General features: G+C 30.5%; 26 protein-coding genes. 15 read left to right on the top strand and 11 right to left on the bottom strand.

Annotated features, from left to right (window positions below):
* Positions 1-44 precede the first annotated feature (44 nt).
* Together ELQ16_RS02830 and ELQ16_RS02825 are read left to right on the top strand one after the other, a co-directional pair.
* Positions 45-1,367, top strand: a complete 1,323-nt coding sequence (locus ELQ16_RS02830) for an ATP-dependent RecD-like DNA helicase (protein WP_134238068.1) — start codon at positions 45-47, stop codon at positions 1,365-1,367.
* The gene (locus ELQ16_RS02825) at positions 1,364-1,975 is read left to right on the top strand and encodes a flagellar basal body-associated FliL family protein (RefSeq protein WP_134238067.1); all 612 of its coding nucleotides are present in this window, start codon (positions 1,364-1,366) and stop codon (positions 1,973-1,975) included. The genes ELQ16_RS02830 and ELQ16_RS02825 overlap by 4 nt, the downstream gene beginning before the upstream one ends.
* On the opposite strand, the gene lolA is transcribed toward ELQ16_RS02825, so the two are convergent.
* Positions 1,972-2,478 carry a LolA-like outer membrane lipoprotein chaperone gene (gene lolA / locus ELQ16_RS02820; RefSeq protein WP_134238066.1) on the bottom strand — a complete coding sequence of 169 codons (507 nt, stop codon included), beginning with the start codon at positions 2,476-2,478 and terminating at the stop codon, positions 1,972-1,974. The genes ELQ16_RS02825 and lolA overlap by 4 nt on opposite strands.
* A gap of 104 nt (positions 2,479-2,582) precedes the next feature.
* Here lolA and secA point away from each other — a divergent pair, with 104 nt between their 5' ends.
* The 7 genes from secA (at position 2,583) to ELQ16_RS02785 (ending at position 14,265) form a co-directional block, all read left to right on the top strand.
* A complete protein-coding gene (secA, locus tag ELQ16_RS02815; protein WP_134238065.1) occupies positions 2,583-5,120 on the top strand; it encodes a preprotein translocase subunit SecA in 2,538 nt (845 codons plus the stop codon).
* Complete coding sequence (locus tag ELQ16_RS02810) at positions 5,117-6,316, top strand: ABC transporter permease (RefSeq protein ID WP_134238064.1); 1,200 nt, start codon at positions 5,117-5,119, stop codon at positions 6,314-6,316. The genes secA and ELQ16_RS02810 overlap by 4 nt, the downstream gene beginning before the upstream one ends.
* Positions 6,317-6,418: 102 nt before the next feature.
* Complete coding sequence (ccoG, locus tag ELQ16_RS02805) at positions 6,419-7,801, top strand: cytochrome c oxidase accessory protein CcoG (RefSeq protein ID WP_407919955.1); 1,383 nt, start codon at positions 6,419-6,421, stop codon at positions 7,799-7,801.
* Positions 7,785-8,426 carry a TetR/AcrR family transcriptional regulator gene (locus ELQ16_RS02800; RefSeq protein ID WP_134238063.1) on the top strand — a complete coding sequence of 214 codons (642 nt, stop codon included), beginning with the start codon at positions 7,785-7,787 and terminating at the stop codon, positions 8,424-8,426. Before ccoG ends, ELQ16_RS02800 begins: the two co-directional genes overlap by 17 nt.
* Before the next feature lie 148 nt (positions 8,427-8,574).
* Positions 8,575-9,708 (top strand): efflux RND transporter periplasmic adaptor subunit, encoded by a 1,134-nt coding sequence (locus ELQ16_RS02795; protein ID WP_134238062.1) that lies wholly within the window; start codon positions 8,575-8,577, stop codon positions 9,706-9,708.
* Positions 9,708-12,830 carry an efflux RND transporter permease subunit gene (locus tag ELQ16_RS02790; protein WP_134238061.1) on the top strand — a complete coding sequence of 1,041 codons (3,123 nt, stop codon included), beginning with the start codon at positions 9,708-9,710 and terminating at the stop codon, positions 12,828-12,830. Before ELQ16_RS02795 ends, ELQ16_RS02790 begins: the two co-directional genes overlap by 1 nt.
* Complete coding sequence (locus ELQ16_RS02785) at positions 12,823-14,265, top strand: efflux transporter outer membrane subunit (RefSeq protein ID WP_134238060.1); 1,443 nt, start codon at positions 12,823-12,825, stop codon at positions 14,263-14,265. Before ELQ16_RS02790 ends, ELQ16_RS02785 begins: the two co-directional genes overlap by 8 nt.
* 5 nt (positions 14,266-14,270) lie before the next feature.
* Here ELQ16_RS02785 and cmeU read toward each other — a convergent pair whose 3' ends face one another.
* Positions 14,271-14,525, bottom strand: coding sequence for a CmeU family protein (gene cmeU, locus ELQ16_RS02780; RefSeq protein ID WP_134238059.1), 255 nt, complete (start codon positions 14,523-14,525; stop codon positions 14,271-14,273).
* Positions 14,526-14,621: 96 nt separating this feature from the next.
* Between cmeU and ELQ16_RS02775 the strand changes: the two genes are divergently transcribed.
* Positions 14,622-15,962 carry a coproporphyrinogen III oxidase family protein gene (locus ELQ16_RS02775; RefSeq protein ID WP_134238058.1) on the top strand — a complete coding sequence of 447 codons (1,341 nt, stop codon included), beginning with the start codon at positions 14,622-14,624 and terminating at the stop codon, positions 15,960-15,962.
* Between the two features lie 6 nt (positions 15,963-15,968).
* Here ELQ16_RS02775 and hemJ read toward each other — a convergent pair whose 3' ends face one another.
* From hemJ to ELQ16_RS02755, 4 genes are all read right to left on the bottom strand, one after another.
* Entirely contained in the window at positions 15,969-16,415 is a 447-nt protein-coding gene (hemJ, locus tag ELQ16_RS02770; RefSeq protein ID WP_134238057.1) for a protoporphyrinogen oxidase HemJ, read from the bottom strand.
* Positions 16,399-16,866 carry a signal peptidase II gene (gene lspA, locus ELQ16_RS02765; RefSeq protein WP_134238056.1) on the bottom strand — a complete coding sequence of 156 codons (468 nt, stop codon included), beginning with the start codon at positions 16,864-16,866 and terminating at the stop codon, positions 16,399-16,401. Before lspA ends, hemJ begins: the two co-directional genes overlap by 17 nt.
* Positions 16,859-18,196: a phosphoglucosamine mutase gene (gene glmM, locus ELQ16_RS02760; protein WP_134238055.1), complete on the bottom strand. Its 1,338-nt coding sequence runs from the start codon at positions 18,194-18,196 to the stop codon at positions 16,859-16,861. The genes lspA and glmM overlap by 8 nt, the downstream gene beginning before the upstream one ends.
* 116 nt (positions 18,197-18,312) lie before the next feature.
* On the bottom strand, positions 18,313-19,344 hold the full coding sequence (locus tag ELQ16_RS02755) for a cytochrome-c peroxidase (RefSeq protein WP_407919954.1): 1,032 nt from the start codon (positions 19,342-19,344) through the stop codon (positions 18,313-18,315).
* 188 nt (positions 19,345-19,532) lie between these two features.
* Here ELQ16_RS02755 and plsY point away from each other — a divergent pair, with 188 nt between their 5' ends.
* From plsY to ELQ16_RS02730, 5 genes are all read left to right on the top strand, one after another.
* Complete coding sequence (gene plsY, locus ELQ16_RS02750; RefSeq protein WP_134238054.1) at positions 19,533-20,144, top strand: glycerol-3-phosphate 1-O-acyltransferase PlsY; 612 nt, start codon at positions 19,533-19,535, stop codon at positions 20,142-20,144.
* Complete coding sequence (locus ELQ16_RS02745) at positions 20,129-20,446, top strand: dihydroneopterin aldolase (protein ID WP_134238180.1); 318 nt, start codon at positions 20,129-20,131, stop codon at positions 20,444-20,446. Before plsY ends, ELQ16_RS02745 begins: the two co-directional genes overlap by 16 nt.
* Before the next feature lie 79 nt (positions 20,447-20,525).
* Entirely contained in the window at positions 20,526-21,197 is a 672-nt protein-coding gene (gene hsrA, locus ELQ16_RS02740; RefSeq protein ID WP_134238053.1) for a homeostatic response regulator transcription factor HsrA, read from the top strand.
* A 149-nt stretch (positions 21,198-21,346) separates the two neighbouring features.
* Positions 21,347-21,592, top strand: a complete 246-nt coding sequence (locus tag ELQ16_RS02735) for a YfhL family 4Fe-4S dicluster ferredoxin (RefSeq protein WP_134238052.1) — start codon at positions 21,347-21,349, stop codon at positions 21,590-21,592.
* The gene (locus ELQ16_RS02730; RefSeq protein WP_134238051.1) at positions 21,592-23,055 is read left to right on the top strand and encodes a Ppx/GppA phosphatase family protein; all 1,464 of its coding nucleotides are present in this window, start codon (positions 21,592-21,594) and stop codon (positions 23,053-23,055) included. The genes ELQ16_RS02735 and ELQ16_RS02730 overlap by 1 nt, the downstream gene beginning before the upstream one ends.
* On the opposite strand, the gene ELQ16_RS02725 is transcribed toward ELQ16_RS02730, so the two are convergent.
* The 5 genes from ELQ16_RS02725 to trpB form a co-directional block, all read right to left on the bottom strand.
* The gene (locus ELQ16_RS02725; RefSeq protein WP_134238050.1) at positions 23,052-23,816 is read right to left on the bottom strand and encodes a hypothetical protein; all 765 of its coding nucleotides are present in this window, start codon (positions 23,814-23,816) and stop codon (positions 23,052-23,054) included. The genes ELQ16_RS02730 and ELQ16_RS02725 overlap by 4 nt on opposite strands.
* Positions 23,816-24,118: a flagellar motor switch protein FliN gene (gene fliN / locus ELQ16_RS02720; protein ID WP_134238049.1), complete on the bottom strand. Its 303-nt coding sequence runs from the start codon at positions 24,116-24,118 to the stop codon at positions 23,816-23,818. The genes ELQ16_RS02725 and fliN overlap by 1 nt, the downstream gene beginning before the upstream one ends.
* A complete protein-coding gene (locus ELQ16_RS02715) occupies positions 24,103-24,537 on the bottom strand; it encodes a hypothetical protein (protein ID WP_134238048.1) in 435 nt (144 codons plus the stop codon). The genes fliN and ELQ16_RS02715 overlap by 16 nt, the downstream gene beginning before the upstream one ends.
* 67 nt (positions 24,538-24,604) lie before the next feature.
* Positions 24,605-25,354, bottom strand: coding sequence for a tryptophan synthase subunit alpha (trpA, locus tag ELQ16_RS02710; RefSeq protein ID WP_134238047.1), 750 nt, complete (start codon positions 25,352-25,354; stop codon positions 24,605-24,607).
* A complete protein-coding gene (gene trpB / locus ELQ16_RS02705) occupies positions 25,347-26,528 on the bottom strand; it encodes a tryptophan synthase subunit beta (RefSeq protein WP_243832576.1) in 1,182 nt (393 codons plus the stop codon). Before trpB ends, trpA begins: the two co-directional genes overlap by 8 nt.

The raw sequence follows: 26,528 nt of genomic DNA, 5'->3' as shown, positions 1-26,528 counted from the left end.
TATTTTTAAAATAAAGATATAATTATAACTAAGGAATAAAAACAATGACGGATAAAATTTTAAAATTTTTGGAAAAAGATAATGTTTTTTTAAGTGGTGGTGCTGGAGTTGGAAAGTCTTATTTGACTTTAGAAGTTAAAAAAACTTATAAAAATAAGGGTAAAAATGTTGTAGCTTTGGGTTCTAGTGCAATTTCAGCTTTGAATATTGGTGGAGTTACTTTGCATAGTTTTTTTGCCTTAGGCCGTTGTTTGAATTTTGATGAATTAATGGTTTATGATAGAAAACAAAAGGATAAGTTGATTAAACTTAGGAAAATTTTAAAAAAGACGCATTTGATTATCATTGATGAAATCTCTATGGTTAGTGCAAGTGTTTTTGAAATGATTTATTATAGACTTAAAAATTCTGAATTTGATGGAAAATTACTTGTTGTGGGGGATTTTTTTCAATTACCTCCTGTAGTAAAAACTGAAGATAAATCTTTATTTACTCAGGGTTTTTATGCCTTTGATTCTTTTGCGTGGAGAGATTTTGCATTCATAAATCTTGGTTTAAATAATGCAAAACGAACCAATAATATTCAATTTTACTCTCATTTATCCGCTTTGCGAAAGGGATTTTTAGATGAAGAAATTGTGTCTTATTTTCAAAATTTTATTACCCAAGAAATAGGCTTAAATAATGATTATACTTTGCTTTGCGGGATAAATAAAAAGGCGGATTTAATCAATGAGCAAGAGCTTGAAAAACTTCATTCAAAACCCATAATTTTGAAATCAAAATTAATTAAAATTGATGAAAAATTAGATGATTTTATTTTGATTAACTGGGTTAAGAGTCTTAATGTGGCTGAAGAGCTGAAGGTGAAAATTGGGGCTAAGATTATTTTTTGTATTAATAATTTTGATACAGGATATTATAATGGAGAGCAAGGGATTATTAGTGATATTATTGAGCAAGAGGATCAAATTTATTTAAAAATTCGTAAAAGCAATAATCAAGAAATTATCCTTGAACCATATGCTTTTGCTCTTGAAGAATTGAATTTGCAAGAGGATAAAATTGATGAGCAAATTCGTGCTAAAATGATACAATTTCCTATCAAACTTGCTTATGCTATTACCATACACAAATCGCAAGGAATGAGTATAGAAAAATTAATTTGTGATATAGATAATATTTTTGAGAATGGCCAACTTTATGTGGCGCTTTCTAGAGCGATTGATCCAAATTTTTTAAGAATTTTTTATTCAAAAAATATGGATTTTAAATTATATTTTAAACAAATTTTAAAATTTGATATAAAAGTATTAGAGTTTTACAAACAAACGCATTTTTTAAATTTAGAAGAAGGGATAATATGAAGATTTTATTATGTTTATTTATAAGCGTTTTAGCACTAAAGGCTTTGGTGATAGAAAACTTTAGAACAGATTTGTATTCTAAAAGCACAATAAATGCGTTGAAAAAAATTGAAATGACTTTGGAATTTGAAGGGCAAAATTTAGAGCAAAATAGCGCCAAAATTAAAGACAGTATTAATACTGTGATTTCGAGTTTTTTTTATGAAGATATTTTTACAGAACTTGGGAAAAATAAATTTAAAGAAACGCTTATAAAATTTATAAATAAAAAATATAAATTGCAGATTAAAAATATTTATTTCATTTCTTTAAATGGGGTAAAAGAATTTGATTTGGAAGAGTTTAAGCGTTTTTTGCAAAATATTGATGAAAAAAATGAGATAAAAGGCACAAAACCTAAAGAAGAAATTCAGAAAATGCAAAAAAATCAACCCTTTAAAATCAAACAAATTGATACTCTTTTTCAAGATGAAAATGGAAGCGACGATATAAATTTACCTAGTTTAAAAGAAAAATTAAACGAACAAATTTTAAAGCAATTAGAAAATAATCAAAGTGTAGAAAAAAATTCCACAGGCTTTGATATAAAATTTGATCCTACTAATTAATAAATTGTGTCATAGTGTGGCGGGATTTTTGCTTCAAAAATTTGTTTATCAATAATCTCGTCGCGCTTGACATTGTTTAAAACAATAGTAATGATATTTTCTAGCTCGTCTTGATAAGAGATGCTTTTGATTTCATCATTTTCTAGGGTAATTTTATAAGTTATATTTTGATATTTTGCCTCATAAAGATTTGTATCAATTTTTGTGGCTTGTTTGAAAATTTTACTTAAATTAGGTAGGGTTTGAAGTTTGGCGAAAATGGCTTGTTCTAGATCGTGTTCAATGATGATAATTTCATTGTTTTGGATATAGATTTGTTTATTGCTGGGATAGGTGTAATTCCAAAAAGCTTGATTTTGCGTTAAGATGAAATTGCCTTTATACTCAATTGAATTTGATTTTGAATCTACTCTTTGTAAAAAATCACTCGAAAAAGTTTTAAATTTAGGATCAAAAGCTAAAATTTTTACACCGATCAAGATAAGAAAAAATAAAATTTTCATTGATTTGCTCCAAAAAATAACAAATTTTAAAGATATTCTAGCTAAGATTAATTAAATAAAAGTTATAATCACAACTTATGAAATTTAAATGAAAAAGGTTAAAGATGTTTTTAAATATTGTAAAAGCAATTTTTGGAACAAAAAACGCTAGAGCTATAAAAAAATACTTTAAAAGAGTAGCGCAAATAAATGCTTTAGAAGAAAAATATCAAAAGCTTAGCGATGAGGATTTAAAAAAAGTTTTTGCGGATTTAAAAGATAAGGTAATCAAAGAAAATATAAGTTTGGATAGTATTTTAAATGATGTTTTTGCTATCGTTAGAGAAGTGGGTAAAAGGACGCTAAATATGCGTCATTTTGATGTGCAATTGATTGGCGGTATGGTTTTGCATGAAGGTAAGATTGCAGAAATGAAAACAGGGGAAGGTAAAACTCTTGTGGCTACTTTACCAGTAGTTTTAAATGCTATGAGTGGCAAGGGTGTGCATGTTGTAACCGTAAATGATTATTTAGCTAAAAGAGATGCAGAGCAGATGAGTGCAATTTATAATTTCTTAGGTTTTAGCGTTGGCGTTATTTTGTCTAATCAGTTTAATGATGAGGCAAATAGGCAAGCTTATAATTGCGATATCACTTATGGGACAAATAATGAATTTGGTTTTGATTATTTGCGCGATAATATGAAATTTTCAAAGGCAGAAAAAGTTCAAAGAGAGCATAATTTTGTAATTGTTGATGAGGTGGATAGTATTTTAATTGACGAGGCAAGAACTCCTTTAATTATTAGTGGTCCAGCAAATAGGACTTTAGATGGCTATATCAAGGCTAATGAAGTAGCTAAGCAAATGAAGCGTGCACAAGCGGTTTTACCTCCTGAAAAACCTGAAGGCGATTTTGTTGTAGATGAAAAAAATAGAACTATACTTATCACTGAAGAGGGCATTTCAAAGGCTGAAAAATTGTTTGGTGTTGAAAATTTATATAGCCTTGATAACGCTATTTTGGCCCATCAACTTGATCAAGCTCTAAAAGCTCATAATCTTTTTGAAAAAGATGTGCATTATGTTTTAAGAAATAATGAAGTTGTAATTGTAGATGAATTTACGGGTCGTTTAAGCGAAGGACGCCGTTTTAGCGATGGACTTCATCAAGCTTTAGAAGCTAAAGAAGATGTAAAAATTCAAGAAGAAAGTCAAACTTTGGCTGATATCACTTTCCAAAATTATTTTAGAATGTATAAGAAATTAGCCGGTATGACAGGGACAGCACAAACTGAAGCGACGGAATTTTCTCAAATTTATAATTTAGATGTTATTTCAATTCCTACAAATATTCCTATTAAAAGACAAGATAAAGATGATTTAATTTATAAAACTCAAGATGAAAAATTTAAGGCTGTTATTGAAGAAATTAAAATAGCTCATAAAAAAGGACAGCCTGTGCTTGTAGGAACTGCAAGCATTGAAAGAAGTGAGGTTTTTCATAATATGCTTGTTAAGGAAAGAATCCCCCACCATGTCTTAAATGCGAAAAATCACGAACAAGAAGCCTTAATCATACAAGATGCGGGTAAAAAAGGCGCAGTAACTATTGCTACAAATATGGCAGGTCGTGGTGTAGATATAAAGATCGATGATGAAATAAGGGCTTTGGGTGGACTTTATATCATAGGTACAGAAAGACACGAGAGTCGTAGAATTGATAATCAGCTCCGTGGTCGTGCGGGAAGACAAGGTGATCCAGGTATTAGTCGTTTTTATTTAAGTGTAGAAGATAATCTTTTAAGAATTTTTGGCGGTGATCGCATTAAAAATATTATGGAGCGTTTAGGGATAAAAGAGGGCGAGCATATAGAATCAAGCATAGTTACAAGAGCGGTTGAAAATGCACAAAAAAAGGTTGAGAGTTTACATTTTGAAAGCAGAAAACACTTGCTTGAATATGATGATGTAGCAAATGAGCAAAGAAAAACTATTTATCACTATCGTAACGAACTTTTGGATGAAGAATTTGATATCCGTGCAAAAATCAGTCAAAATATTTCTGAATATAGTGTAAATTTAATAAATGATACAATGAATGGTGTAAATGAAAATTTTGATTTTGAAAAAATAAAACAGAGGGTTTTGCATGAATGTTCTGTGGAACTTTTAGAACAAGACTTTTTGAATTTAAGCGCAGTAGAAATTGAATCAAAATTAAATGAAAAGCTAGAAAATGCTTATAATGAAAAAATGAAAGATGTCCCAAGTGTAGAACTTAGACGCATTGAAAGAATTTTATATCTTCAAGTTTTAGACAATGCTTGGCGTGAACATTTGTATCAAATGGATGTTTTAAAAACTGGAATTGGACTTCGTGGATATAATCAAAAAGATCCACTTGTTGAATATAAAAAAGAAAGTTATAATCTTTTCTTAGAGCTTGTAGAGCGTATTAAATTTGATAGTATTAAATTGCTTTTTAGTATTGTTTTAACCAGAGAAAATCAAGGTGAAAATTTGGAAAATGAAGAAAATCAAAGTATTTCAAATCAAGATTTTAAAAGAGTTCCAAGAAATGCACTTTGTCCTTGTGGAAGTGGCAAGAAATTTAAAGAATGTCATGGTAAAAGTGGTCCTAAACAAGGAATTTTAGCTTGAAAAAAAGCGTTTTAAGATATCTGCTTTTTAAATATTTGCGCTTTGACAAAGAGCAACCTTTTATCATGCTTTCTATGCTTTTGGCTTTTTTAGGAGTTTGTGTAGGGCTTTGTGTTTTGCTTGTTGCAATGGCTATCATGAATGGTTTTGATAAAGAGTTTGAAAAACGCTTTTTTGTAATGAATTATCCTATTACCATTGTGCCAAAATTTTATGCACAAGTTGATGATGCTTTGGTTGATAAGCTAAAACAACAATTTCCAAATTTGCTTTTTAGTCCATATATTAGCACTCAAGTTATTATTAAAGGGACTAATCGTTTTGAAGGGGGAGTATTATTTGGAGTTAAATTTAAAGATGAAGTTAAAATTAATGAAGTAATACAAAAGGCTATTGGTGACCAAGAATTAACGGATTTTGATATTGTAGTTGGTTCTGCACTTGTGGATAGTTTTTCTTTGTCTAAAAATGATAAATTATCCTTAATATTTTCAAATTTAAACGCCAGTGGTTTTTCTTTAATTCCGCAAACCAAACGTTTCGATGTAAAAGCGAAGTTTCATTCGGGATTGTTGTTCTATGATAAGGCTTATATGTATGCAGATGTGGATGCTTTACGCAAGGTTTTATCTTATAGCAACGGCTATGATGGCATACATGTATATTCACAAAAGCCATTTGATGATGTGAAAAAAATTCAAGATTTTTTAGGAAATAATTATGCAAGTTTTGGTTGGTGGGAAAATAATCAAAATTTCTTTGCTGCATTGGCTTTGGAAAAAAGGGTGTTATTTATTGTTTTAATGCTGATTATTTTAGTTGCTAGTTTGAATATAGTCAGTTCTTTATTGATGTTAGTGATGAATAGACGCTCTGAAATTGCTTTATTATTGGCACTTGGAGCGAGCAAAATTGAAATTAAAAAAAGTTTTTTTATTTTGGGTATTTTTATAGGCGGAAGTGGTATGGTGGTGGGTACTTTACTTGCCTTTATTGTTTTGGGAATTTTAGGAAATTTTAATATTATAGAACTTCCAGCAGATGTTTACGGATCTAGTCAATTGCCTTTAGATTTGTCTGTAGTTGATTTTATTTTAACTCTTTTGGGTTCTGCTGTCATTGTAGCTTTGTCCTCTTATTATCCTGCTAAAAAAGCAACTGAAGTAAGTATTTTAGATACTTTAAGAAACGAGTGATTAAAATTGTAACAGCTAATATTTTTTTGCTAAAACTAAAAAATTTTTTAGTTTTAAAGAGTTATAATATAAGCATTTTTAAGTTCATATAAAGGTATTTTTATGCAAATGAGTAAGATAACAAATTATGTTTTAAAAAGGTATTGGTGGTATGGTTTAACAACTATTGTGATTTTTGTATTGCCTTTTATTACCATTAATGGCAATCACTTTTTTTTACTCAGTTTTGATCATAAGAAACTTAATTTATTATTTACTGCATTTGATACGCAAGAGTTATATCTCATGCCCTTTGTTCTTATTGGTTTATTTTTAACTATATTTTTTGTTACAACTTTAGCTGGTAGGGTTTGGTGTGCGTGGAGTTGTCCGCAAACTATCTTTAGGGTAATTTATAGGGATTTAATTCAAACAAAAATACTCGGTATTCGCAAAAGCATTCAAGATAAACAAAAAGAATATTCGGGCGATTATATAAAAAAAATTATAGCCGTATTGTTGTTTTATTGTATTTCTATCATTGCTGTGAGTAATTTGCTTTGGTATTTTATACCGCCTGAAGATTTTTTTGTATATATACAAAATCCTAGTGAGCATTTGTTGCTTATGGGAATTATCTTTTGTGCTTCTTTATTTTTGACTTTAGATGTAACTTATTTGGCGGAAAAATTTTGTGTTTATGTTTGTCCTTATGCAAGAATTCAATCAGTAATGTTTGATCGGCATACTGTGCAAGTGATTTATGATGATCAAAGAGGCGGAGTAGTGTATGATGGTAAAACTAAGCTTTATAAAAAACCACCAGAAGGCGAATGTATAGGTTGTGAAGCTTGTGTAAGTGTATGTCCTACACATATTGATATTAGACAAGGAATGCAGCTTGATTGTATTAATTGTCTTGAGTGTGCTGATGCATGTTCTAAAATTCAAGCTAAATTTAATCGTCCAAGTTTAATTAATTGGACTAGTTCAGAAGCCATAAAAACAAGACAAAAAGTAAAATATTTTAGATTTAGAACTGTTGCTTACAGTATTGTTTTACTTATAGCATTAATTGCTTTAATTTTAATGAGTCAAACTAAAGAAAATATGCTTTTAAATGTCAATCGTAGTAGCGAACTTTATAGCATAGAAAACAAACAAAATGGCTTAGAAATTACCAATGCATATACCCTTTTATTTCAAAATACTGATAATAAAACTCATGAGTATTATTTTGATGTTCAAATTCAAGGAAGTGATGAGAAAAATATTAAAATTGTACGTCCAAGTGCTCCATTTAAGTTAGAGGCAAATGCAAAAGCTAAAAAAATAGTTGTTTTAAAGGCTATAAAGGAATTGGCTAGTGATGATAAAAAAGACAGTATTATCCCTATAATTATTACAGCTTATGCCATAGACAATAAAGAGCATATTGTGGTTAAAAGAAATTCTATTTTTGTTTATCCAAAAACAACGGAGTTAGAGCGTGCAAGAGCAAAATAAACCTTTGACAAAGAAAAATCTTGCTCGTAGAGAAAAGATCAAAGCCATTGCCTTGCAGCTTTTTTTACAAAAAGGTTATGATGAAACAAGTTTAAGTGAGATTATTAAGCAGGCAAATGGTTCTTTTTCAAATATTTATGATTTTTTTACAAATAAAGAAGGTTTATTTTTTGAAATTTTAAGTGATTTATGCAAAGAACACGCTGAATTAATATCATTTAAAATGGGAGATATTTACAGTAACGAGTTGGAAGATGTTTTGCGATCTTTTGGAATGGTTTTTGTAGAAATTTTTAATCAAACTCAAGTCATTTCCATAGGAAAGATTATTTTTTCGAGAGTTTATGATAGTAAGCAACGGCTCGCTAAATGGCTAGATGATGACGATAAAATGTTTGCCAGAAATGTTTTGAATGATTATTTTTCCAAAAGTACGAACAATTTTATAGCTAATAATGCAAAAAAACTTTCGGAAATTTTTTGCACTATGCTTATACAGCCCTTTCATAATCTTCATATTTTAACAGATTTAGCTCCTATGAATAAGGCAGAGCAAGAAGAACATGTGGATTTTGTTGTAAGGTTGTTTTTAAATGGAATTCCTACCGGAAATTTTGAAAAATAAAATTCACACAAAATTCACTTTAAAAAGGTAGAGTTTGAAATTAGGAATACTATTTGCTAACTATTAATCAAATTTAATATAGAATTTGCGTCAATATATTTTTGTAATATTGGTTACGAAATAAAAAATTAATAATAAAAGGTAGAATATGAAATTTTTATCGAAATATACAGTTTTGGTTGTATCAAGTTTATTGTTACTAAGTGGGTGTGATAAACTCAAGTTAATGTTGGATAAAAATGCAACAAAAACTCAACAACAGAAGAAAATGCCACCTCAAGCTGTAAGTGTTTATGTGGCAAAAGCTGAAAATATACCTTTAAGTTTTTCTTATCCGGCAAGACTTGTAACAGATATGGATGTAATTATCAAGCCAAAAGTAAGTGGTGCGATAGTGAAGAAGTATTTTAAAGCTGGTGATAAGGTAAAAAAAGATGATAAGCTTTTTTTGATAGAACCTGATAAGTATAAAGCTAGCGTAGATATGGCTATTGCGGAAGTTGCACTTGCAAAGTCTACTTTAAGTAATGCTAAAAAAGAACATGAAAGAAATAAAGTTCTAATTGAAAAAAAGGCTATTTCTCAAAAAGATTATGATACGACTTTAGCTGCCTTCAATAACGCAGAAGCCACATTAAAGAACGCAGAAGCAAAATTACAAGATGCTAAATTAGATCTTGGATACACTGAAGTAAGTGCTCCATTTGATGGAATTTTAGGTGATTCTTTGGTTGATGTGGGTGATTATGTTAATGCTACCAGTTCTGATTTGGTAAGGATTACAAATTTAGATCCTATTTATGCAGAATTTTATATTTCTGATACAGATAAATTAAATATCAATCGCAATTTAAAAACAGGAAAATGGGAATTGAAAAACATCGATACTCAAATTGTGGTGAGTGGAAAAACTATTACAGGAAAACTTGATTTTATCGACTCTATAATTGATGCCAATAGTGGAAGCGTTAAAGCAAAAGGTAAATTTAAAAATAAAGATGGCAGTTTACTTCCTGGAACTTTTACCACAATTACAACTGAAGGTTTTGTTCAAAAAAACGGTTTTAAAATTCCTCAAATAGCTATTTTGCAAAATCAAAATGAAGTGTATGTTTATACCTTAGTTAATGGTAAAGTTGAAAAAAGTCCTATTAAAATTATTTATCAAAATAACGAATATGCTATAGTAAGCGAAGGTGTAAAAAATGGAGATAAGATTATTATGGATAATTTTAAAAAAATCAGAATAGGCTCAGAAGTTGTTGAAGTTGGGAGCAAATAATGTTTTCTAAATTTTTTATAGAAAGACCAGTATTCGCTTCTGTTGTGGCGATTATTATTTCCATTGCAGGGATAATTAGTTATATAAATTTACCTGTAGAACAATATCCTTCATTAACACCACCAACTGTTAGCGTAAGTGCAACTTATACAGGCGCAGATGCGCAAACTATTGCCTCGACTGTCGCAACCCCTATAGAAGATGCGATTAATGGGGTTGAAAATATGATTTATATGGATTCAACTTCAAGTTCTTCAGGACAAATGAGATTAACTGTTTATTTTGATATAGGAACGGACCCTGATCAAGCTACGGTAGATGTTAACAACAGAATTTCAGCCGCTACCGCAAAACTACCTGAAGCAGTTAAAAAGCTTGGGGTTACAGTTAGAAAATCCTCCTCAAGTATTTTGCAAGCCATTTCCGTGTATTCAACCGATGGCAGTATGAGTGCTGTTGATGTGTATAATTATATTACTTTAAATATTTTAGATGATTTGAAAAGAGTACCTGGCGTGGGTGATGCTTTTGCTATTGGAAATAGAAATTATTCCATGCGTATATGGTTAAAGCCTGATTTATTAAGTAAGTATGGCGTTACAGCATCTGAAGTTTTAGCTGCGGTTAATGAGCAAAATGCACAGTATGCTACAGGGAAAATTGGAGAAGAGCCTGTTGTGCAAAAATCTCCAAAAGTGTTTTCTATTACTATGCAAGGAAGGCTTCAAAATCCAGAAGAATTTGGCAATATTATTTTAAAAGTTAATGAAGACCGATCATTTTTGCGACTAAAGGATGTTGCGAATATAGAACTTGGTTCGGAGCAGTATAGCTCACAAGGGCGCTTAAATGGAAATGATGCGGTGCCTATTATCATTAACTTGCAATCAGGGGCTAATGCGGTTAAAACAGCTGAATTGGTGGCAAAAAAATTAGAAGAATTATCCAAGAGTTTTCCACAAGGTCTGTCTTATAAAGTACCTTATGATACGACGATTTTTGTTAATGCTTCTATTAAAGAAGTGATGAAAACTTTTGCAGAAGCTTTGGTACTTGTTCTTATAGTAATGTATTTGTTCCTTAAAAATTTCCGTGCGACTATTATCCCAATGATTGCTGTGCCAGTTTCTATTTTGGGGACTTTTGCTGGTTTATATGTTTTAGGATTTAGTGTAAATTTGCTGACTCTTTTTGCTTTAGTTTTAGCTATTGGTATTGTTGTTGATGATGCTATTATTGTGGTTGAAAATATAGATAGAATTATGCACGAAGAACCAGATATTACTATCAAAGAGGCAGCTATTAAGGCGATGCAAGAAGTTGCCTCTCCTGTTGTTTCAATAGTATTGGTTCTTTGTGCTGTGTTTATTCCTGTTGCTTTTACTTCAGGTTTTGTTGGACAAATTCAAAAACAGTTCGCATTAACTTTGGCAATTTCGGTTGCTATTTCGGGTTTTGTAGCTCTAACTTTAACTCCATCTTTGTGTGCTTTATTTTTAAGACGCAATGAGTCTAAGCCTTTTTATTTTGTTCAAAAATTCAATGATTTTTTTGATTGGTCTACCAAAGTTTTTAGCGCAGGGGTTGCTTTTACGCTCCGAAGAATAGCCATATTTTTAATTCTTTTTTGTGTGATGTTGGGTGGAACTTATTATCTTTATAAGCAAGTTCCAAATTCTTTAGTGCCTCTTGAGGATCAAGGAACGGTAATGAGTATTATTAATCTACCAGCGGCTTCATCTTTGTATCGAACTATAGAAGAAGTGGATAATCTTTCTAAAGAAGTAATGCAAACTAATGGAGTGCAAAGTAGTATGGCTATGATAGGTTATGATTTGTTTACAAGTTCTTTGAAAGAAAATGCAGCAGCAATGTTTATTTCTTTGGAAAATTGGAATGATAGAAATGTTAGTTCTTTTGATATCATTGCACATTTAAGTAAAAAATATGCAGGTGATAGAAATGCACAAAGTTTCTTTGTAAATCCACCGCCAATCCAAGGCTTAAGTTTAACTGGTGGTTTTGAAATGTATGTGCAAAATAGAAGTGGAAAAAGTTATGATGAAATTCAAAACGATGTAAATAAAATGCTTGAAGTAGCAAGAACAAGACCAGAGCTTGCCAATGTTAGAACAACTTTAGATACAAGTTTTCCGCAGTTTAAATTGGAAATTGATCGTGATAAGTTAAAACTTTACGGACTTAATATGCAAGATGTTTTTGACACTATTAGTTCAACTATTGGGACTTATTATGTTAATGATTTTACAATGTTAGGAAAAAATTTCCAAGTTAATGTTAGGGCTTTAGGGGATTTTAGAAATACCCAAGAAGCACTTAAAAATATTTATGTAAGATCTAATGATGGTTCTACTATAGCTTTAGATTCAATTTTAACTTTAAAAAGAAGTGCTGGACCAGATGATGTAAAGCGTTTTAATCTTTTCCCAGCGGCTCAAATTCAAGGTGATCCTGCTATGGGATATACCTCGGGACAAGCTATTACTGCCATTAGCGAAGTAGCTAAACAGACTTTGGGCGAGGATTATTCTATTGCTTGGTCAGGTTCAGCTTATCAAGAAGTAACAAGTAGTGGTGCGGGCTATATTTCTTTGATTTTTGGTATGGTTTTTGTATTTTTGATCTTGGCGGCACAATATGAAAGATGGCTCATGCCAGTTGCTGTTATTACAGCTGTTCCGTTTGCGGCTTTTGGATCCTTGCTTTTTGTGTGGTTTAGAGAGTTAAACAATGATATATATTTTCAGACAGGACTTTTATTACTTATAGGACTTTCAGCTAAGAATGCGATTTTAATTGTTGAATTTGCAATGGAAGAGCATTTGAAAAAAGGTAAGAGTATTTTTGATGCATCAGTTGCTGCAGCAAAATTGAGATTTAGACCAATTGTAATGACTTCTTTAGCTTTTGGTTTTGGAATTTTACCTTTGGTTTTTGCTTATGGTGCAGGAAGTGCTAGCCGTCATGCTTTAGGAACTGGGCTTTTGGGCGGTATTATCGCAGCTTCTACTCTTGCTCTATTTTTTGTTCCATTGTTTTTCTATATTTTGGAAAGCTTTAATGCTTGGTTAGATAAAAAACGAGGAAAAATTCATGAATAAGTTTTTAGTATTTTTATTGGGTTTTTTGATTGTGGGTTGTAGTTTAAAACCAGAACTTGTAGAGCCAGAAGCAAATTATACACCTGTGGTTGAAAACAATTTTAGCTATGATAAAGAATGGTGGAAACAATTTAACGATGAAACTTTAAATTCCTTAATGCAAAAGGCTTTAGAAAATAATACTGATTTAAGAATCGCTTTTGTAAGACTTGAGCAGGCTGCGGCAACTTTGGGCATAGATCGTAGTAATCTTTTTCCAAAGCTTGATGCAAATGCCGGCGCAAGCAGAGGAAAAACTCAAGCAAATTCTACAAACACGCAATCAGGACAAAGTAGAGTGGGTAACAATTTTAACTTGGGTTTAAATTTAAGCTATGAAGTGGATTTGTGGGGAAAATATCGCGACACTTTTAATGCTTCAGAGGCTGCTTATACTGCCAGTGCTTATGATTATGAAGTGGCTTATTTGACACTAACGGCTAATGTTGCAAAGACTTATTTTAATGTTATAAAATATGCCAAACAAGTGCAAATTTTAACCGAAACAGTTCAAGCTTATACTATGACTTATGAGTTAAAACAAGAGCAATTCAATGCTGGTGGGATTAGTGAATATGAGCTTTATCAATCAAAAGCAGAGTTAGATAAAGCTAAAGCTATGCTTGTTAGTACTCAGGTGATTAAAGATTCTAACGAAAAAGCTTTGATGATACTTGTATCAAGCACTATGGATGATATTTTATATAAAAGCATAGAAGCTAAAGAATTAAATGAGTATGCAATTGAAATTCCGCAAGGTATTACCAGTGAAGTATTGCTTTTAAGACCTGATGTTAAGGCAGGACTTAAGAGATTGGAAGAGAAAAATTATCTTGTAGGTGTTGCAAGAACAGCTTATTTGCCGAATTTATCTTTAACAGGTTTGCTTGGTTTTGAAAGTAGGGATTTGGATACTTTGGTTGAAGGTGGAAGTAAAACTTGGAATGTAGCAGGGAATTTTTTAATGCCTATTTTTCATTTTGGAGAAATTAGCTCAAGTGTAGATCTTGCAAAACTTACGAAAGATGAAGCTTTTTTAAATTATGAAAATATTTTAAAGATGGCTTTTGGAGAAATCAGAACAGCACTTAATGCAAGAAGCGGTGCCTATGAAAATAATCAAAATTATGCAAATTTACTTGAAGCTCAAAGTAGAATTTATGAATTAGCACAATTTCGTTATGAGAATGGAAATTCTGCTTTGATCGAACTTTTGGATGCGCAAAGAAATTATTTGAGTGCGAGAATTTCTTATTCTGATTCTAATTTTGATTTGATTATTGCTATTGTTGATGTGATTAAGGCATTTGGTGGTGGTTTTAATGCTAGTGAAAATTTGATGCAAGGCGTTGAGGAAAAAAGCAATCAATTAGATATGAAATTTAGAGAGCAATAAACTCTCTAAAAATTTTTATCCAAATCTTCATGTTGAATTTCGTAAGCTTGATATATGCTAGGTAAGAGTTTTCTCATAGCATAGTCAAAATGATAAAAAGTTTCATATAGTTCTTTTGCATCTATGTTTTGTGCTTTTTGAAAGTCAAAAACCTCTGTGTTGTTAATCTTTGGTATGTGTTTATCAAAAAGTTTATAAAATTCTGCTCGACTTTTAAATAATGAATTTAACTTTTCAATTATTTCGCTTTTATTTTTCATTTTTACTCCTTTTTATTTATTATATAAAATTTAAGTATTTTTTTTAAAAAAATTGTTAAAATTAGCCTTTTATAACTACAATTTATGGAAAATTGAATGAATTTTATACAAAATTTAGCTTTAAAATATTCTCATATAATGATGCAGCAATCTTTAAGAAAAGGTTTTAATGTTAAACTTTTAAAACAAGGGCAAGAAAAAATTCCTAATTCTAGCAAAGAGTATATGCTTTATGCTCACATTCCATTTTGCCATACTTTTTGTCCTTATTGTAGTTTTCATAAATATTACTACAAAGAAGATTTGGCAAAATATTATTTTCAAAGTCTAAGGGAGGAAATCAAACAAATTAAAGATAAGGGCTTTGATTTTACTTCTATGTATGTTGGGGGTGGGACAACTTTAATCAATGAAGAGGAATTGATTAAAACTTTAGAGCTTTGTAAAAAGCTTTTTAATATCAAAGAAATTTCTTGCGAGAGCGATCCAAATCACATAGATCCAAAAAAACTTTCTATGTTTAAAGGACTTATAGATCGTTTGAGTTGTGGAGTGCAAAGTTTTGATAATGGAATTTTAAAAAAAGTAGCTAGATATGATAAATTTGGTTCTAGTGAATTTTTGCAAGAAAAAATTTCTAAAGCACTTGGAATTTTACCTATTTTTAGTATTGATTTGATTTTTAATTTTCCTTCGCAAAGCAAAGAACAACTTTTAAGCGATTTGATAATTGCTAAAAAATTGGCTCCACAGCAAATCACAACTTATCCTTTAATGAAATCAAATCTTACAAAAGAAAATATTGCTAAAGCTTTGGGTGCAAGCATTAAGGATAATGAATTTGAATTTTATCAAATAATACGCGATTTTTTTAAAGACTATCAGTGTAATAATGGCTGGAGTTTTTCTTTAGAAAAAACTAAGTTAAACGATGAATATGTAGGTTCTCATCACGAGTATTTAGGTGTGGGTAGCGGTGCTTTTAGCTTTTTAGATGGGGAGCTCTTAATCAATGCTTTTAATTTAAATGATTATTCTAATTTTGTAAGACAAAAACAAAATGCTAATATCGCAAAGGCAAATTTTAATAAAAAAGAGATTATTAAATACTGTTTTTTAACCGAAATTTTTTCAGGAAAAATCGAAATTAAAAAATTTAATCAAACTTTAGAATGTGATTTAAAAAAAGATTTATACATAGAATTATTAGGTTTAAAATTTGCTAATGCTATTTATGAAAAAGATGGTTGTTTGTATTCAACTTCTTTTGGACAGTATCTTTTTGTCGTTTTGATGAAAGATTTTTACACGGGTATGGATCTTGTTCGTGCTGTATTTAGAGATGATGTAAGACTTAAAAATAAAGATTATATTGATATCATGAAAGAAAAAGTTAATCCGCTAAATTCTGCTAATATGGAATTTAAAGCGGATTAAAATTGATTAGAATGGTGTAAGAATCATCATTGAAATAATACCTATTAGAAGCAAGGTTGGTATTTCATTGTAAGCTCTGAAAAATTTACCACTTTTTTTACAAGTATCATTTTTTAGTTGTTTTAAATAGCGCAAATTATCAAAATGATAAAGCAACAATAAAATAGCAAAAAGTAATTTTGCGTGAATATAGCCATGACTTAGTAAAATTTCTTTATGTACTATGAGCATTAAAATTCCCGTTAAAACAGTAATAATCATAGCTGGATTTTGTATGTAATAATAAAGTTTTTCTTCTTGAATTTTTATCACTTTTACAAAACCCATATTATCTTTATTTTCGCTATGATACACAAAAAGCCTTGGTAAATAAAAAAGCCCAGCCATCCACGAAATAAAAGCCAAATAATGCAACCATTTTACCCATTGATAATATTCATTTATAATTTCCATTTTTTTCCTTTTTATGAAAAATTTCTTTTATTAAAATCAGAATAATGCCAAAGTTGATAAACACATCAGCGACATTAAACACAGCAAATTCAAACCATTTATGCCAAAAAAACATATCTACAACTCCACCGTGTATAAAACGGTCAAATAAATTGGAACTTCCCGCGCCTAGTATGATGCCAAAAGCCACAAGATGGTCCTTTAGAAAATTTTTTTGCCACAAAAGATAAATAAAAAGTACCACAATTAAAGCTAAATGTAAATATTTTAAATAATGCTTCAAAAAACTAAGCATAGAAAAAGCAACGCCTGTATTTAAAGCGTAAGTAAAATCTAAATATTCACTTTGCCATCTCAAGCCTTGCAGAGTTAAGGATTTTACCCACTGATCTAAAACAAAAACTAAAAGAAAGCTTGAAATAAAAATTAAAATAGTTTTTATTTTATCCATTCAATGCTTTCATAAAAAAGCTTTCAACAGCTTTCATTTCTTTTTCTAAAAGCTTAATATCTTTTGCTTCAAGCAATAAGCGTATTAAATTTTCTGTACCTGAATACCTAAACAAACTAGCAATTCCTTTTTTTTCTAAATCTTTTTTCAACTCTTCCAAACCTGCAAGCTTGCTTAAGTCTTTTTTCTCTGAAATTTTAAGATTATGTAAAAGTTGTGGGTAAGGCTTAACTTGATTTAAAATTTCACTTGCACTTTTTGCTTCACTAAGCATTAAAGCACTAAATTGTAAAGCAGCTACCAAACCATCTCCAGTTTTTGCATAGTCACTAAAAATAATATGCCCACTTTGCTCTCCGCCAAAATTTCCACCACATTCTTTGAGTTTTTCAAGTACGTATTTATCGCCTACATTGCAAGTTTCATGTGTGATTTTATGTTTGCTTAAAAACTCTTTTAAAGCACCATTACTCATTATAGTGCTAACTACGCTTGATTTTAGCTTGCCTTGTTTTTTCAAAAATAAAGCTAAAACACCTAAAAGACTATCCCCATGAGCCACTTCACCTTTTTCATCCACAACAACCAAACGATCCGCATCCCCATCAAAAGCAAAGCCCACATCTGCTCTAAATTTCTTTACTTCCAAAGCTAAATTTAAAGGATGCAATGCTCCACAATTTTCGTTAATATTAAGACCATTTGGCTTATCATTGATCACAATTACATCTGCACCAAGTTCTTTAAAAACCGTAGGTGCTACCTTATAAGAAGCTCCATGAGCCACATCTAAAACAACGCGTAAAGATTTTAAAGTCAGCTCTTTAGGAAAAGAATTTTTTATAGAAACAATATATCTTCCTATTACATCATCAATTCTTTTTGCTTGACCAATTTGAGATTTTGTTGTTCTTGCTTCCTCTATGAGCTTATCATTAAAATAAATTTCTTCTATTTTTGCTTCTGCTTGCTCATCAAGTTTATTTCCGTGTGCATCAAAAAATTTAATGCCATTATCATAGTAAGGATTATGTGAAGCTGATATCATAATCCCTGCATCACAACGCATATCTTCAGTTAAAAACGCAATAGCAGGTGTTGGCATAGGACCTATTTCTATAACATTATAACCTATAGAAGTGAGTCCTGAAACGATAGCATTTTCTATCATATAACCGCTTCTTCTTGTATCTTTTCCTACTAAGATATTGTTTGTAAGGGCTTTATCTTTAAAATAAATTCCAGCAGCCATAGCAAGACGCATTGCTAAAAAACTATCTAAAAATTCACCCGCCTTGCCACGAACACCATCTGTCCCAAAAAGTTTCATTTTTCCGCCTTTTTTTAAAAAATAAGAAGTTATTATAGCAAGTTAATATAAAGAAAATTTAATCATGTTTTAAAATATAGAAGAGTATTTAAAAAGCCCCCAAAAAGGGGAGCTTTTTATAATTCAGGTTTTGGAGTTTTTTCCGTAGAAACTGGAAGTTGTGGGTAAGTAATTACCGGTTTTTCGCCTGTTAAAGTATGTAAGAATTTTTCTATACTTTTAGCTTCTGCATCAGAAATTTCGATACCAAGTTGAATACTCCCCATTTCTTTAATCGCTTCAGTCAAAGACCAAATTGCACCATTATGGAAATATGGAGCTGTCTCGGCAACATTTCTTAAAGTAGGAGTTTTAACCATACCATTTGCATCACCTTTAAAGTCTCCAAGGTTGGCAAATTTATATTTGTTTGCTACTTCAAATGCTTGCATTGTGCCGCCAAGATTTACACCGTTATGACAGGTTGCACAACCTTTATCTAAAAAGGTTTTTAAACCTGCTTGTTCTTCTTTGGTAAGAGCGTTTTTATCGCCTTCTAGGAATTTATCAAATTTTGAAGGAGTGATTAAAGTTCTTTCGAAATTTGCAATAGCATCGGCAATATTATCAAATGTTACACCTTCTTTGCCATAAATTTTTTGGAATTCTTGAACATATTCAGGTAAAGATGAAATTTTTTCTACAGCTAACTTGGCTGGGGTTGCCATTTCAGGTTCTGCTTCAATAGGACCTTTCGCTTGATCAGCTAAAGTGCCTGCACGACCATCCCAAAATTGAGCTGAATTTAAAACAGAATTATAAACTGTTGGGGAATTTAAATGGTGAGGATTTGCTGTCCATTTATGTCCTACAGCTGCTGAAATTCCATCTGCTCCACCTAAACCGAGGTTGTGACAGGTGTTACAGGATATTAATCCGCTTTTTGAAAGTCTTGGTTCGAAATATAATTTTTTACCAAGTTCCACTTTTTGTTCGCTAAATTTACTTGCCTTGATTTGATTTTCTTTCAAAATAAGATCAATTCCTTTTTGATCTTTTGGTAATGGTGCCAAGCCATAATCTTTAGCTTCTTGAATTAAGTCTGCAGCGTTTGCACAGATAACAGAAGCAACTAAAGCCGAAGATAAAGTCGAAAGTAGCTTTATCATTTTTCCCTCCTAATTGATAATTTTTGTCAGAGACAAGGAATTATAAATCTAAATTTTAAATATAAAACAAAATAAACTTTAAATATAATATTTTTTTATTTAAGTGAGTATATTTGTAAATAAGTATTTTTTTACCTTATTTGAATTATAATTTGAATTTTTAAAATATATTGTTTAAGGTTTATGTGATGGAAAATTTAATACTTTATGCTTTGGCTTATTTGCTCGGTTCTATCCCTTTTGGACTTATTTTGGCAAAAAAATTTGCTAAAATTAAAATCACTGACTTAGGTTCTAAAAGCATAGGTGCGACAAATGTATTAAGAGTAGTAAAAGAGATTGATCCTATTTTGGCTAAAAAGCTTGCTATAGCAACTATTATTTTGGATTTTGCAAAAGCTGCTTTGCCTTTGTTATTAATGAAATATTTAGGATTGAGTGATGGAATTTTATGGACTTTTGGTGTTTTGTGTGTTTTTGGTCACTGCTATTCCGTATATTTGTTTTTCGAAGGAGGCAAGGGGGTAGCAACAGGAGCAGGGGTTATGGCTATAATGCTTCCTTTGGAGCTTTTGAGTGCATTTATTGTATGGTTTATTGTAGGGAAAGTGTTTAAAATTTCATCTTTAGCGTCCTTGTTTGCACTCGTTGTATTCGTTACAACTTCATTTATATATCATTATAATATGCCGATAATTGATACGCATGCACCTGTTATTATCATTGCTTTTATAGTGCTATATAAACATTCATCTAATATTAAAAGATTGGTGTGCAAAAAAGAATGCAAAGTTATATAAAAATAAAAATAACTTTTAAATGTATTATCGGGCTTTTAGACTTTGAGCGTAAAAAAAAACAAAAAATTATAGTGAAATTTAGAGCTAAATCTGATGAATTTTTAGATTATGCTGAAATTTCTGAGTGGATAAAAAAAAGCTATAAAAAGCATCAATTTAAAACTATAGAAGAATCTTTAGAATTTATTGTTGTAAATTTTAAAGATAAGTATAAAAAAGCGACTTATGTAAAAATTGTGACTTGCAAACCACGAATTATTAAACATGCTAAAGTAGGAGCAATTTTAGAAAAGTTTTTTTAAAATTTTTTTAAAGTTTTTTGAATATTTACTTAAATTGTGTTATAATCCGATTTAAAAAGTCTTTTTAAGGATATAAAATATGAGAATTTTAGTTATTGAGGACGATATAGCGCTAAATAAAACTATGATCGAAAATCTTAATGATTCAGGTTATCAAAGTGATTCTTCAGAAAATTTTAAAGATGGAGAATATTTTATAGGGATTAGACATTATGATCTAGTAATTATGAGTTGGACTTTGCCTGATGGAGATGGTGGTGATTTAATTAATATTATTAAGCAAAAATCTCCAAGAACCGCAATTATTGCTATTTCTACAAAAAATGATAAGGATAATGAGATTAAGGCTTTAAGGGCTGGAGCAGATGATTATGTGGCAAAGCCTTTAGATTTTGATATCTTGCTCGCAAGAATTGAAGCAAGACTTCGTATGGGTGGAACTAATGTGATTAAAATAGATGATTTGACAATAGACCCTGATGAAGAGAAGATTACTTATAAAAATCAAGAGATAGAACTTAAAGGAAAACCTTTTGAAGTATTGACTCATTTAGCCAGACATTCCGATCAAATTGTTTCTAAAGAGCAACTTTTAGATGCTATTTGGGAAGAGCCAGAGCTTGTAACTCCAAATGTTATAGAAGTGGCAATTAATCAAATTCGTCAAAAAATGGACAAACCTTTAAATATTTCTACTATTGAAACAGTTCGCCGTAGAGGTTATCGTTTCTGCTTTCCTAAAAAATCATAAGCGATTTTCCCTCTATAAGAGGGAAGATACTATACAAAAAGCCACTTGAAATAAATTAAATCTTACTATTTTTGGAATTTTTATATTATATTTAAGTTTTTTATAGTATAAGTCTAAACATATCTAAAAATTTGAATTGGAGAAAAATTATGTCGCTTTTAATTACAAAAGATTGTACATGCTGTGATTCTTGTAAGGAAGAGTGTCCTGATCAAGCTATTTATGAGGGTGATCCTATTTATATTATCGATCCTGATTTATGCAGCGAGTGTGTCAATGATTTTTCAGAGCCTGCTTGTGTTGTTGCATGTCCGCAAGATTGTATTATTCCTGATCCTGATAATATCGAAACAATAGAAGAACTTCGTTTAAAAAATCAGCATAAAGATGATTAATGGCTAAAAGAACCGCTGTTGTTGATCTTGGCTCGAATTCCATTCGTATGGTGGTTTTTGAAAAAACTTCCAGATATGCTTTTCATGTAATTGGTGAATATAAACAAAAAGTAAGATTAGGTGAAAATGCTTACAACAATGGTAAAATATTGCAAGCCGAGGCAATGTCAAAAGCCGAAGAAGTCCTAGCCTTTTTTAAAGAAAAGGCAATAAAAAATAAATGCAAAAAAATGCTTATAGTTGGAACTTCTGCTTTAAGAGATGCACCAAATTCAAAAGAATTTATTAAAAGAATTTGGAATAACTTGGGATTGCATATTCGTTGCATTGATGGCAAGACAGAATCATATTTGGGCGGTGTAGCAGCCGTAAATTTATTGGGTGGATTTGATAATGCTACAACTTTAGACATTGGTGGGGGTTCTAGCGAGCTTTGTTTAATTAAAAATGGTAAGATTGTTGATGCTTTATCTTTGGATATTGGCACGGTTCGTCTAAAGGAATTATTTTATGATAATAATAAGCAAGAAAAGCTTGAAGAATTTTTAAAACCTATATTAGGACTTATCCCTAGCCACTTTAAAAATGAAAATCTTATCGCTATTGGTGGAAGCTTAAGGGCGATTTCTAGCTCCATTATGCAAAAGAATTCTTATCCTTTAAAAATTTTACATGGCTTTTGTTATCTTTTGAAAGATGAAAAAGCTCATATTAATAAAATCTCAACAGCTTCCCCAGATTTTTTAGCTAATTGTGGTATTAAAAAAGACCGTTTTGATACCATTCAAGAAGGAGCTTTGATTTTTTTAAAAGTGATTGAAAAACTAGGCAGTAAAAGAGTAATTACAAGCGGAGTAGGGGTGCGCGAAGGGGTTTATTTGCAAGATTTATTAAGGCCTTTGCATACTTTTCCTGCGTCATTTAATCCTAGTATTAAATCTCTACAAGATCGTTTTTTTTGGGATAAAAAGTGTGTTATACCTTATTATGCTACGCAAATTTTCGACAGTTTAATTTCTGTTCATAATTTACAATCAAGCTATAAGCAAATTCTTATCTGGGCGGCTAAATTATCTTATATTGGTAGATATTTAAATTTTTATTTTTCCAATGAACATTCTGCTTATATGGCTTTGCATGGTTTAAATTATGGATTTACGCATGAACAAAAAGTGTTAATTTCTGTATTAATTAGATTAAATGGCAAAAAAATTACCCCTTATAATCTTGATCCCTATCAAAGTTTATTGCCTGATACTCAAGTTATTGTGTGGTTAAATTTTATTTTGGCTTTAGCTAAGATTATTGCTGTTTTTTCACATGATTGTAAAAAAATTCATTTTAATTATACGCAAAATGTTTTACATATTTATGCAAATTCTAAGCTTGAAATGATAAGTGATGAAATTAAAAAAATCAATAAGCCCATTTCTGTAAATTTAATTTACAAAGAAAATTTTTAATTTTGTTTTTGCTTTTTGAGTATTAAATCTTGAATTTTTTGTTTGTTGGACTCAAATAGAGAATCAAAATTTTCTTCCTTTTTATCTTCTTCATTATGTTCTTTTTTATCTAATATTATATTATTGTGCCCTAAGATTAGCGTGTAGCGTTGATTTTCATAGTCTAAAATAACAAATCGATTATATTTATCTAATTGTTTTTGAAACACTATATGAAACTGTTTTTCAAAGGATTGGTTTTTCTTAGATAAAGAATGTTTTAGCCACCAAAGCAATAAAGATAGAAAAATAAGAATTGCTATTACAATAATATAGCGAAACATATTAAATTCGTCTTGCGTATTTTGATTTGCTAAATTTAATGTTTGGGTGCTATTAGTTGTGGTCTGATGATTAACTTCTGTTTCTTTAGGAAGGATACGAATTCTAAGACCAAATTTATCATTAATGCTACTTGTATTAATATTAATATCTTGTTTTGTTTCTAACATGATAAGAGTTCTGTTATTTTTTGCACTGATTTGAAGTTGTTTAATTAAATTTGAATTCAATTGTTTTCTTTCTTCTTTGGAGTAACTTAAATCTTCTAAGGCAATCAATGTATAATTTCCATCTTTGCTTTGGCTTACTACTCCATTATAAGCATTGTCAAAGCTTAGCATAAGATCAATTCTGTTATCTCTGTCATAGATATTTATCGTTTGAATTTCTGTGCCAAATATTGAAGAAAAGGATAGTAGGATAAAAATTAGATATTTCATTAGCTTTCTTTTTTGAAATATTGTAAAACACTTTTAGAATCTAAAATTTCATTAATTCTAATTGCAAGGTTTTTTTCATAAACCATCACTTCGCCTTTTCCAAAAATTCTTTTATTGATATAAAGCTCAACACTTTCTCCAGCTGGTTTTTCAAGATCTATAACCGATCCTACTTCTAATTTCAATAGCTCGCTTACTTTCATGTTTGTTGTACCAAGCTCGCTGACAAAATCAACTGTTATATCTAAAATATCTTCATAAGATTGCAATAAACCTGCATGATTTTCTAATTCTTCTGCCATTTTTTATAACCTATTCTAAAGGAATATCCTTTTAATTCAAAGGTAAGCGCTTCATCTAAAGTGATTTTTGAAAACTCAATCTTTCCAAGATACTCAGGTACTCCAAGCTTAAATTCATCATTGCCTTTAGCATCGTTAAGTAGATTTTTTGCATAACCTACAATTTGATTAGCACATTCTTTGCTAAGATCGCACCAATCATCTTCTTTCATTTTAGCATTATTTAAAAGAACGGTTTTGAATTCATTGAGTGTTTCTTGATGAAAAAATAAATAAAAATTATATTCTCCCTCGCTTTGACTTATGATGGGAATAGATGCACCATATAATTCCCCATCTATGCTCTTAGCTTCTTTGAGTTTAAAATTTAAAATATGTTCACAAAAATGGATAATTGAATATTCAAGAATTTTTAGCATCATTAATCCTTTAAAAATAAATACTTTTATTATAATCAATGAAAAATAAAAAATTAATTTAATTTTTTTATTTTTTAAAAATTTGCTCTATTTCGTCTAATAATTCTTGATCTTTTTTATCTTTAAATAAAGCTACAATACTTGTTCCAACTATCACTCCATCGGCGATTTTGCGAATTTTTTTCACATCTTCATTGTTTTTTATACCAAAGCCTGCGAAAATAGGTAATTTGGTATATTTTCGAATTTTTTCAATTAAAGATTGAAGTCTTTGTTCGGCAAGTTTTTCTCCGCCTGTAATCCCAATGCTTGCTACAGCATAGATAAAACCACTTGTTCTTGTAAGAATTTGCTTGATTCTTTCTTCTGGAGTGGTGATACTAATAAGGGCAATTAGGGCAATACCTTGTTTTTGACATTCAATAAACAATTCTTCATTCTCTTCAAAAGGGAGTTCGGGAACGATTAAACCTTTGATTCCTGCTGATTTTGCTTTTTCTACAAAGGCTTTAATGCCATAAGAAAAAATAAGATTATAATAAACCAAAAAAACCAAAGTTTTAGAAGTGCTTACATTCTCTAAAATTTTAAATACTTCATGGATACTAGTACCTTGATTTAAAGCTTGTAGAGCTGCTTCTGAAATAATGCGCCCATCAGAAATTGGATCAGAATAAGGAATGCCAATTTCTAAAATATCAATAGAACTTTGATCTAAAGAATTTAAAAATTTTTCACTTTCCTCAAGATTAGGATAGCCCATTACCATATAAGCCACATTGGCATTTTCTTGATAAAATTCTTTAAAATTAACCATAAATTTTTCCTTTTTCATAAGTTCTAATCGTATCCATATCTTTATCTCCTCTGCCTGAAAGATTGACGATTATAGTATTTTTATGTTTTAAACGAGGGCATATTTTATCTAAAAATGCTAAGGCGTGCGCGCTTTCTATGGCAGGGATAATGCCTTCTTTAAGACAAAGTAATTTTAAAGCATTGATGCACTCATCGTCATTAATGGCATGATATTCTACTCTTTTGGTTTCAAATAAATGAGCATGCATTGGTCCAACACCAGGATAATCAAGTCCAGCAGAAATACTATGCACAGGCAAGATATTTCCTAAATCATCTTGTAATACTTTGGTTTTCATGCCATGTATAATCCCATCTCGTCCTTTTGTGAGTGTTGCAGCATGATAAGGCGTGTCAATCCCAAGTCCAGCAGCCTCTATACCTATAAGTCTTACTTTTTTATCGTTTAAAAATTCATAAAAAATTCCTGCAGCATTACTACCTCCACCTACTGCTGCTATGATAATATCTGCATTTTTGCCAAGTTTTTTAAGTTGCTCTTTGCATTCTTTTCCTATGATGCTTTGAAAATGAGTGACCATTTTTGGGTAAGGATGAGGACCTACCACACTTCCAATAACATAAAAAAGATTTTCCACATCACTTACCCAAGCTTGAATTGCCGCTGTAGTGGCTTCTTTTAAGGTTTTTAATCCAAAATCAATCGCATTAACTTTAGCACCCAAAAGTTCCATTTTATAAACATTTAAAGCCTGTCTTTGCACATCTAAAGTCCCCATAAAAATTTCGCATTCCAAGCCAAGTAGTGCAGCTGCAGTTGCTGTAGCAAGTCCATGTTGTCCAGCGCCAGTTTCAGCTATTATTTTTTTCTTACCCATTTTTTTAGCTAAAAGTGCCTGTGCTAAGGCGTTGTTTATTTTATGTGCGCCAGTATGATTTAAATCTTCGCGTTTAAGATAAATTTCGTGCCCATAGTGTTTGCTAAGATTTTTTGCATGATAAAGCGGAGTTTTTCTGCCAACATAGTTTTTAAGTAAATTTTTAAGTTCTTTTTTAAAATCTTTACCAAAAGCAATTTTATAATAAGCTTTTTCAAGTTCATTAATCGCATTCATAGCGGTTTCTGGTAAAAATTGTCCGCCAAAATTTCCATAGTAGGATTTTTTATTCAT

Origin of the sequence: Campylobacter sp. US33a (assembly GCF_004378855.1) — a bacterium.
GTDB lineage: Bacteria > Campylobacterota > Campylobacteria > Campylobacterales > Campylobacteraceae > Campylobacter_D.
This window is presented reverse-complemented; position numbering and strand designations above follow the sequence as displayed.